The sequence below is a fragment of the Halothiobacillus sp. genome (genome assembly GCF_028710545.1).
Classification (GTDB): domain Bacteria; phylum Pseudomonadota; class Gammaproteobacteria; order Halothiobacillales; family Halothiobacillaceae; genus Halothiobacillus.
Genome location: NZ_JAQTTX010000074.1, coordinates 1 through 8252 on the forward strand (window position 1 = coordinate 1; position 8252 = coordinate 8252).

At 53.5% G+C, this 8252-nt stretch carries 9 protein-coding genes and 1 tRNA gene; 3 read left to right on the forward strand and 7 right to left on the reverse strand.

Annotated features, from left to right (window positions below; translation table 11 throughout):
* Nucleotides 1–80: 80 nt before the first annotated feature.
* Nucleotides 81–572 (reverse strand): DnaJ domain-containing protein, encoded by a 492-nt coding sequence (locus PHD44_RS11665; protein WP_300191933.1) that lies wholly within the window; start codon nucleotides 570–572, stop codon nucleotides 81–83.
* Nucleotides 573–1057: 485 nt separating this feature from the next.
* Nucleotides 1058–1134: transfer RNA gene (locus PHD44_RS11670), tRNA-Arg, on the reverse strand.
* Nucleotides 1135–1635: 501 nt separating this feature from the next.
* Here PHD44_RS11670 and PHD44_RS11675 point away from each other — a divergent pair.
* Genes PHD44_RS11675 through PHD44_RS11685 form a run of 3 tightly spaced genes read left to right on the forward strand, consistent with a single transcriptional unit; the run spans nucleotide 1636 to nucleotide 4600 of the window.
* Nucleotides 1636–2079 carry a protein-L-isoaspartate O-methyltransferase gene (locus PHD44_RS11675; RefSeq protein ID WP_300191935.1) on the forward strand — a complete coding sequence of 148 codons (444 nt, stop codon included), beginning with the start codon at nucleotides 1636–1638 and terminating at the stop codon, nucleotides 2077–2079.
* Nucleotides 1964–3643 (forward strand): erythromycin esterase family protein, encoded by a 1680-nt coding sequence (locus PHD44_RS11680; protein WP_300191937.1) that lies wholly within the window; start codon nucleotides 1964–1966, stop codon nucleotides 3641–3643. Before PHD44_RS11675 ends, PHD44_RS11680 begins: the two co-directional genes overlap by 116 nt.
* Before the next feature lie 36 nt (nucleotides 3644–3679).
* Nucleotides 3680–4600 (forward strand): hypothetical protein, encoded by a 921-nt coding sequence (locus PHD44_RS11685; RefSeq protein WP_300191939.1) that lies wholly within the window; start codon nucleotides 3680–3682, stop codon nucleotides 4598–4600.
* Between the two features lie 54 nt (nucleotides 4601–4654).
* On the opposite strand, the gene PHD44_RS11690 is transcribed toward PHD44_RS11685, so the two are convergent.
* From PHD44_RS11690 to PHD44_RS11710, 5 genes are all read right to left on the reverse strand, one after another.
* Nucleotides 4655–5131, reverse strand: coding sequence for a host attachment protein (locus PHD44_RS11690; RefSeq protein ID WP_300191941.1), 477 nt, complete (start codon nucleotides 5129–5131; stop codon nucleotides 4655–4657).
* Nucleotides 5132–5501: 370 nt separating this feature from the next.
* A complete protein-coding gene (gloA, locus tag PHD44_RS11695; protein ID WP_300191944.1) occupies nucleotides 5502–5885 on the reverse strand; it encodes a lactoylglutathione lyase in 384 nt (127 codons plus the stop codon).
* A 70-nt stretch (nucleotides 5886–5955) separates the two neighbouring features.
* Nucleotides 5956–7143, reverse strand: a complete 1188-nt coding sequence (locus tag PHD44_RS11700; protein WP_300191945.1) for an O-succinylhomoserine sulfhydrylase — start codon at nucleotides 7141–7143, stop codon at nucleotides 5956–5958.
* Nucleotides 7144–7152: 9 nt separating this feature from the next.
* Nucleotides 7153–7512 carry a YqcC family protein gene (locus tag PHD44_RS11705; protein ID WP_300191947.1) on the reverse strand — a complete coding sequence of 120 codons (360 nt, stop codon included), beginning with the start codon at nucleotides 7510–7512 and terminating at the stop codon, nucleotides 7153–7155.
* A gap of 30 nt (nucleotides 7513–7542) precedes the next feature.
* Nucleotides 7543–8252: hydroxymethylpyrimidine/phosphomethylpyrimidine kinase (locus PHD44_RS11710; protein ID WP_300191949.1), on the reverse strand; the 710-nt coding region annotated here is incomplete at its 5' end.

Genomic DNA, 8252 nt, shown 5'->3' on the forward strand with positions numbered 1-8252 from the left:
GGTCGGCAAATAGGTCGGTCTTAATGGCGCTGCGTCGTTTCATTGGAAGCAAAAGAGATGGTGGTCAGATGAATCGAATTTTACCGGATGCTGTGGGGAATGGATGGGGTTTTTCGAGGTGCCCCTTTCATAATCAAAGCCAAGCTAAAGCGTTGTTTGAACTCTTTGCCTTCTAGCAAAACAACACGATAGGAATAAGCCAATACCGAAGAAATTTTCCTTAATTGCGCGTCAATTTCAGCCAACTCTGGATAATACTTAACTATTACTTGCCAATCTTCTTCAAGTGGATCGGCTTCATGCGAAGCATTTGTAGATTCATCATCAAAAATGTTATCTGAGTCGTTATTTACGCCACGCTGTTCGTCGTAGTTTTTGCGTTTAATCGGGTCTAACAACACATTACGCGCTTCATTGAGCTCGGCCATTTTCCTGCTGGCTTCTTCCTCGTTGCCATGGTTACGATCTGGGTGATAGCGCTGAGCCAATACCCTGTAAGCGGCGCGTATAACGCTCTCTTCAGCGGATGGCGCAAGGCCAAGAATAGCGTAGTAATCTTTCGTGGCGTCCATAGTGAGATTTGCCCTGTATCCGTGATGATTTTTTGGTTTGGTAACACACCTATGAGCAAATCAAAGAGGGTGTGGCGCGTCTTGGTGGCGATTCAAGAACCGCCTAAAAGTTGATTGGCCAAACTATATCAAACTACTTGTAACTAAATTTCAACGATTTTTTGACTTCGGATGTGCGGCATCATCTATTCACTGCGCACGCCGCCCCGCGCCCCCATCCCCCAGCCTCGAAAGAAAAAGAATTCTTTCTACCGCCTCCCACCACCACCACGATGACACAGGCATAGCCTAGAGCTATGACACCTAGCCATGACACTTCGCGATCAGATGGGCAACAAAGCGCCGCCAGCATGAGCCGATTACCTATGACACCTATGACAAAAACTATGACACTCAGTCACAAAAAAGCACAAAAAAAAGCCACACAAGGCGGCTTTGGTTTGGTTTTGAGTTTCGATTGAATCAATGAAAATCAATCACTTATATGGTGCGCCCGACTGGATTCGAACCAGTGACCCCAGCCTTCGGAGGGCTGTACTCTATCCATCTGAGCTACGGGCGCATTTTTTGTCCGCGCATCATAGCCTCAAGATCTTGCACTGTCCACAGATAAAGCTTGGCGCCGCCCACAATATTTTGTGCTAACTATATGTATTTAATCGTTTTTATGTGCAAGAAATAAATCCTGGAAAACGTTCGGCCAAATGGACCACACGGGATTGATTTCAGATTCAGGCGTCATTTATCTGCATCATTTTTGGCAGGTGTCCTGTTTGAAGTGGCAACACATTCACGGCGGTGCTCATGATTTGGTGCTTGAGACAGATTTGCCTTCGCCGTCGCCATCAATATCACACAGGACAGGATCATCCGCAGCCGCTTGGCGGGCGACCCACCCGATATCCACCGCTCGCCCCGGGTGACTCATTTCCGAAACTCACATAAATCAAAAGGTACAGAAAGTAATACGCTCGGAATCTATGGTATAAAAAGACATGTAATCGTTGTCCGGCCTTACCTGGCATTCGCCCGGAGGCCGGTCAAGGTGCCGCGGAGATAACTTATGGACACTTATGGCTATATCCGGCAACGCGATCTGATGATCGAGCGTCAAATACGGGCGCGTGGCGTCACCTCGCCCTTGGTTCTTGATGCCATGCGCGAGGTACCTCGTGAAGTTTTTCTGCCCGAAAAACTCAGGGAGTTCGCTTATGAAGATACCCCACTCCCGATAGCAGGCGGGCAGACCATCTCACAGCCCTATATTGTCGCCATGATGATCGATGCACTGGATTTGAAGGGAGGCGAAAAGGTACTGGATATTGGCACCGGCTCGGGCTACGCCGCTGCGGTTTTATCCCGAATCGCTGCCGAGGTATACAGCGTCGAGCGTGTCGCCGAATTGGCTGAGCAAGCGAAAAGCCACATTGGCGGCCCACGGTTTTGGCAATGTGCATGTGTTGCAGGGAGATGGCACACAGGGCTGGCCCGCACACGCGCCTTATGACGCCATTGTCGTCGCGGCAGGTGGCCCGAAAATTCCCGACTCATTGAAAAGCCAGCTCAAAGTGGGAGGGCGATTGGTCATGCCCGTCGGTTTGGATCACTATAGCCAGGAGTTGGTACGCTGCACCCGTGTTACCGAGCATAAGTACAAAATCGAGGAACTCGCGGATGTCCGCTTCGTCCCTTTGTTGGGCGAGGAAGGATGGCAACCGGGAAAGCCTGAACCCGAGGTTCAAACCCAAACCTCGGCGCCACTCAAATCAGAAGAGACAAGAATTGCCGAGGCCATTGCAGAAGCCTGCGAACCCTTTGCGCGCATCAACTCTGCCGACCTGACGCCGCTTCTCAACCGAATCGGCGATGCCCGGGTCGTTCTGCTGGGCGAGGCATCTCACGGCACGTCCGAGTTTTACCGGATGCGTGCCCGGATCACTCAGGCTCTTATCGAGCAGAAAGGTTTTTCCTTCGTGGCCATTGAGGGTGATTGGCCGGATGCCGCACGCGTCGATCACTATGTTCGTCACGCCGAATACCCGCCCTCGGAATGGACGGCTTTCGCCCGCTTTCCCACCTGGATGTGGAGAAACGAAGAAGTCCGATCCTTTGTCGACTGGCTGCGTGAGCACAACTCACATCTGGATCAGGGTAAAAGAGTGGCCTTTCACGGGCTTGATCTGTACAGCCTGTTCAACTCGATCCGCTCGGTACTCGAGTATCTGGAACAGGTAGACCCCGAGACGGCTGAAGTGGCTCGACAACGTTACGGTTGCCTGACACCGTGGCAGCGCGACCCTGCCGCCTATGGTCACGCGGCGATCACCGAACGCTACCGGACCTGTGAGCATGATGTGATCACCATGCTCAAGGAATTGCTGGGCAAGCAGCAGGCCTATGCAGAACATGATGGCGAGCGTTTCCTAGATGTTGTGCAGAATGCCCGTCTGGTCGCCAATGCCGAACGTTATTACCGAATCATGTACTACGGTTCGCGCAATTCCTGGAACCTGCGTGACAATCACATGTTCAAGACGCTCGAAAGCCTGCTGTTGCACCACGGCCCCCAAAGCAAGGCCATTGTGTGGGCGCACAATTCCCATGTCGGGAATGCAAAGGCAACGGAAATGTCTTTACGGGGTGAGTTCAACATCGGACAACTCTGCCGGGAACATTTCGGCAACGATGTTTACTCCATCGGCTTTGGCACAGATACCGGTACTGTGGCGGCCGCCTCCAACTGGGACGCTCCCATGGAGGTCATGGATGTACGTCCCTCTCTGCGCGACAGCTATGAGCGGCTGTGTCATGAATCGGCCGTTCCCCAGTTCCTTCTACCCTTGAGACATTCGTCACGACCCGCGCTTATCGAGAAGCTGAAATCGCCCCGTCTGGAACGCGCGATCGGCGTTATTTACCGCCCGGACAGTGAACGCCAGAGCCATTATTTCCAGTCAACGTTAACAGAGCAGTTTGACGAATACATCTGGTTTGACCGAACCTGCGCTGTAACGCCACTGGATTCCCATCTCCTCTCTGGACTACCAAACACCTATCCATTCGGACTTTAGAGTAGCCGCCATGCGCTGCCCGGAGGTAGCCACCTTATGGATTTAAATTACATCTTTACCAAGCTGGCATGGATGCGCGCCCAGCAGATATGGCCGAATGGATTACGGTATTTGTGGACCGATGCGTTTGGTGTGGTGCTACTGACTTCCCTGTATGCCGAAACCGGCGAGCGACATTTTCTGGATGAGGCCGAATGGCTCGTGGATGAAGTCGAGCGCGTTTTGGGGCGTCCACGGGGTATCCGTATTGGCGAAGCCCCTGACCGGGATGGACAGTACTTTCATTATCTCGCCATGTGGTTATTCGCCTTGGCCACACTGAGCAGGCACCTGCCGGAATACCGGCAACGGGGTATCAGTCTCGTTCATCAGATACACGATCCGTTCGTGCAACCCGGACGGGGTGTGTTCTGGAAAATGACAGAAGATCTCAGCCTCCCATATCCTGGTTATGGTTTCGGTGCATTGGACGCATTCGACGGCTATCTTGCCTACCGACTGCTCGATGAACGGGCATTGGCACGAGAAATCTCAACCATGTCGCAACTGATTGAGCAAATGGCACCCACCCTTTCAATTTCTCAGGATCTGGGTTTGGGCATGATGCTCTGGATGAGCCATTTTTTCCCGGAGGAGCACTGGGCACGCATCCAACGCGCGAGATGTCTGGATATGCTTGACCGCATGTGGGTTGAGAAGGGATATTTCTGCCGGGAGCCGGGCTATCCGCAGGTCAAATTCGCGTTTACCAATTACGGCGTATCCATTGGATTGCAGGCCGTCAACGCGATGCCCGAACGTGTGCAGAAGTTGCACGACTTCTTCGAGCACTATCACTCGGGCGACAACTATGACTATGACGCCATCACGCACGTCATGGCCTGCTCCGCGCATTTCCCAGGCTATCTAATCAATGGATTTCAACCAAGAGGAGTTACCTCCAGCCATTCAGATTGACTCAGGAGGCTGGCTTGCATTGCCGGCACCCGGCCCTTGCTTGAAATAGTGGCATCAACCAGTAATAGCAGTCGGCAGATGAGCCAGAATCTCTTCTGCACTGTGTTTTGAGAGATCCTTGTCAATTTCCATAATCAACTTGGACATGACAGCCTTGTCCAGATTGGGTCGAATCAGACCAAGAAAATGAGGCGGGGCAATCAGGTATAACTGATCGTAATCAGCACCCTGTATTTTGAGAAAATCGGCAACTTCCTTGGCGAAGCGAATGCCCTCCTCTTGCTTGGGAGACACCTTCTCATCCATGCCGAATTTGCTCTGCATATTAGCCACACTGGACATGCCCGGTGCATCGCTGGCCAACTGATTTTCATGTTGGCGCGATTCCGGATGAAGAAAATCTTTGATTTCCACCAATGCCAATGAATGGGCGGGTACGTCTCGACGAGCAAGGCCACGCTCAACCTCCATATTTTCAACGCGGAAGATGCGCGCACGCGCTGCATCGGCGACAACAACCCATGTGTTCATAATCAGTACTCCAGACTATGTAAGGATTTATAAGCATACTGCATCCTGCATTGATCGGGATATTTGCAGTTATCACGCAGGAAAATGATCGACTGGAAGGCGGAACAAGGTTATCAACAGAATCTGTGGATAACCCTGGGCATAAAGTCAGTCCGTCTTTACTTCATCAAGTGTTTATCGGTTCTGGTTATTTTTACGCCAACATGACCAGTACAAACAAAACAATTATCAATCAAAGAGTTGGCGAATCAATATAAATTCCACCTGACAATCTGAGCGGAACTGGACGGGATTACCCCGAGCACTTCCGCTCTGTGCATAGTTTTGGTGCTGTCAAGAAAAAAACTGCATCAAAATCGATTTTTTCGCTTTACTTTTCACCAATGAGTTCGATGGGGTAACCATCAGGGTCGGCCACGAAAGCGATGATGGTGCTGCCCGCGTTCATCGGTCCGGCTTCACGCAGAACCTTTCCACCCTTTTCCTTGATTGCGTCGACGGCTGCATAGACATCCGGCACCTCGATGGCGATATGGCCGTATCCCGTGCCGATATCGTAGGTGTGATCGCCCCAGTTATACGTGAGTTCGAGCACTGTGTGGTCGGCTTCGTCACCATAACCGACGAAAGCCAGGGTGAACTCACCGGCCGGGTAGTCCTGGCGACGCAGAAGCTTCATGCCCAGTACGTCGGTGTAAAAGCGGATGGATGCGTCCAGATCACGGACGCGCAACATGGTGTGCAGCATTCTCATTGTGTTTGTTCCTCTTTCTGTTTGTCTAATCGGCGATTCCAGATCAATTATCCAGATTTAATTATCCAGATTAATTATCAAGGCCGCGCTTGAGATCACGGATGATGTCGATGGGGTCTTCAAGGCCGATCGCCAAGCGCACGAGCCCATCGCGGATGCCTGCTTCTTCACGCTGCTGAGGCGTGAGTCGGCCGTGCGTGGTGGTGGCCGGATGGGTGATGGTCGTTTTGGCATCGCCCAGATTCGCCGTGATCGAAATCATCTGCGTTGCATTGATCACCCGCCATGCCGCCGCCTGCCCGCCTTCGACCTCAAAGGATACGATCGCGCCCGGGCCTGACTGCTGCTTGGAGATGATATCCGCTTGCGGGTGGTTGGACAGCCCGGGGAAGTATACGCGCTTGACCCGAGGATGCGCCGCGAGAAAATCCGCCACGGCGCTGGCGTGGGCGCAGTGCGCTTTCATGCGCAGGGCCAAGGTTTCCAGACCTTTTGCAAAAATCCAAGCGTTGAACGGCGACATGGTGGGGCCGCAAGTTCGCAAGAATCCGCGCACTTCCTCACCCACCTGGGTCTTATTGCCAACGACGGCGCCACCGATGGCCCGGCCTTGTCCATCGAGAAACTTCGTGGCGGAATGGATGACGATGTCGGCACCCAGTGCCAACGGCTGCTGGAGTATGGGCGTGCAGAAGCAATTATCCACGATCAGGCCGGCGCCATGCTGATGCGCCAGATCTGCCAGCCGGGCGATATCAACCACTTCGGTCAAAGGATTGGATGGGCTTTCCACGAACACCCAACGGGTCAGGTCCGTGATGGCGGCTTCCCACTGCGCCCAGTCGGTCAAATCGACCCATTTGACCTTCAGGCCGAATTTGGCGAGGTATTTGTTGAACAGCACGGAGGTGGTGCCGAATACCTGCCTGGCCACGACCACTTCATCGCCCGCCGAACACAAGGCCATGAACGTACTGAGAATGGCTGCCATGCCGGAACCGGTCGCCACGCAGGATTCGCCCCCTTCAAGGGCCGCCAAGCGATCTTCGAACACCTTGGTCGTCGGGTTGGTAAACCGCGCGTAGATATTGCCGGGCTCGGCACCGGAAAAACGGGCCGCAGCCTGCTCGGCCGATTCGAACTGAAAGCTCGACGTAGTGAAAATCGGCTCGCCGTGTTCACCTTCGTTGGTGGGATGGTGGCCGACACGAATCGCCCGGGTTTGGGGCTGCCACTCTGGGTCTTCAATTCGGTTCATTTTTGATCCTCATTTTTGGTTCTCGATGGGGAAATCGAAATAGGCATTGATCTGCGTGTCCAGTTCGGTCAGCAGCGCTAAAAGATGATGTGTCGGTTCGGCGTAGGTGGCGAACTGATACTCGGCCAGCGGCGCAATGTTGCATGGCGCGGCCAGATTGAGTTCGTGCTCGATCGTCTGCTGCATACGCGGTAGAAAAACCCACTCCAACCAAGCGTGAAACGCCAGCGTATCAAAACAGAACGGCGCGGTACTGGCCAAGGCGGCATCAGTGGGACGCTCGGTGTTCAGGCCGATTTCGCGCAAGGTGCGGGCAATTTCATCGAGCAGGGAAAAAAGCTCGGGCGCACTTGGCGTTTTCGATGACATTATCGCTCCCCCCATCCTCTGAGCGCGCTTTTAATGAATTCGCGGTGCTGCATTGGATTCTTCGTTTTCATCTTCGGAGTCTGCCCAGAACAAACGGTGCGGAATCCACTGTCCACGTCCGATTTGGGCCGCATGGAACAAGGCATGGCTGGTGTATTCCTGCGCTTCATGGATGGCGTTCACGTAATCTGCATCCGTGGCCTGGGCAATCAGACCCGCAATGGCGGACGCCAGCGTACAACCCGAACCGTGGAATTCACCCGGTAAGCGCTCGTAGGTGAATTTTCTGGGCGGTTGATGGCGGGAGAACAACCAATTTTCGACCTCCGTACTCTGTTCGTCGCCGCCCTTGAGCAGAACATATTCCGGCCCCATGTCGAGCAACGCCTGTCCACGCGCATCCAGATCATTGGCGGGAATGTGCGCCAACTTGACCAAGGCTCTGGATTCGTAGGCATTGGGCGTCAGAATGGTCGTCAACGGCAGAAGCAGGTTGATCATCGCCTTCGCCACATCTTCGTTGGCCAGTGTTCCGCCGCCGCCGGCAATCAAAACCGGATCGAGGACGACGGGAATATCCGGATAATCCTTGAGAATACTGTGAATCACCTCGACCAGCGCCACGCTGCCGATCATGCCGATTTTGATGCATTGCACGGGCATGTCTTCCAGCACGGCGCGCGCCTGTTCGATCACGAGGCTCGAATCGGTCGGCACGAAGCGTCTCACGTTCACCGTGT

Coding starts and splice junctions, on each gene's coding strand:
- PHD44_RS11665 (WP_300191933.1), bottom strand. CDS start 572: ATGGACGCCACGAAAGATTACTACGCTATTCTTGGCCTTGCGCCATCC.
- PHD44_RS11675 (WP_300191935.1), top strand. CDS start 1,636: ATGGACACTTATGGCTATATCCGGCAACGCGATCTGATGATCGAGCGT.
- PHD44_RS11685 (WP_300191939.1), top strand. CDS start 3,680: ATGGATTTAAATTACATCTTTACCAAGCTGGCATGGATGCGCGCCCAG.
- PHD44_RS11690 (WP_300191941.1), bottom strand. CDS start 5,131: ATGAACACATGGGTTGTTGTCGCCGATGCAGCGCGTGCGCGCATCTTC.
- gloA (WP_300191944.1), bottom strand. CDS start 5,885: ATGAGAATGCTGCACACCATGTTGCGCGTCCGTGATCTGGACGCATCC.
- PHD44_RS11700 (WP_300191945.1), bottom strand. CDS start 7,143: ATGAACCGAATTGAAGACCCAGAGTGGCAGCCCCAAACCCGGGCGATT.
- PHD44_RS11705 (WP_300191947.1), bottom strand. CDS start 7,512: ATGTCATCGAAAACGCCAAGTGCGCCCGAGCTTTTTTCCCTGCTCGAT.